The 348-nt window shown below is 63.8% G+C and carries 1 protein-coding gene; it reads left to right on the top strand.

Features of this window, described 5'->3' with window-relative positions; all coding sequences use genetic code 11:
* Positions 1 to 172: 172 nt before the first annotated feature.
* On the top strand, positions 173 to 348 hold a 176-nt coding region (locus IG65_RS37510; protein WP_156055940.1), incomplete at its 3' end, for an ATP-binding cassette domain-containing protein.

Genomic DNA, 348 nt, shown 5'->3' with positions numbered 1-348 from the left:
GGTCTGATCACGGCGCCGGCGACTACTACTTCGTCGTCAACGACGGTGCTACGGGCGTCCGTACCTGGGTCAAGTCCCTTACCGTGTCCTACTAAAACTCTGCTCCTCCGGTTGCGCCCACCCCATGTCGGCGTAGCCGGAGGAGTCCCGCTCCGGCGCCGAGGTACCACCGATGCCCTTGCACTACCAGTCCTGCACCTTCCGTTATCCCCGCACATCACGCCCAGTCCTTAACCAGCTCGACCTGGAGTTTTCACCGGGCCATACTGTGCTCCTCGGACCCAACGGCGCTGGCAAGAGCACTCTGCTCTCTCTCGGCGCTAGTGCCTCGCAGCCGCAGGCAGGGCT

The sequence above is a fragment of the Nocardia sp. NRRL WC-3656 genome, assembly GCF_000720265.1.
GTDB classification, from domain to species: domain Bacteria; phylum Actinomycetota; class Actinomycetes; order Mycobacteriales; family Mycobacteriaceae; genus Nocardia; species Nocardia nova.
This window is presented reverse-complemented; position numbering and strand designations above follow the sequence as displayed.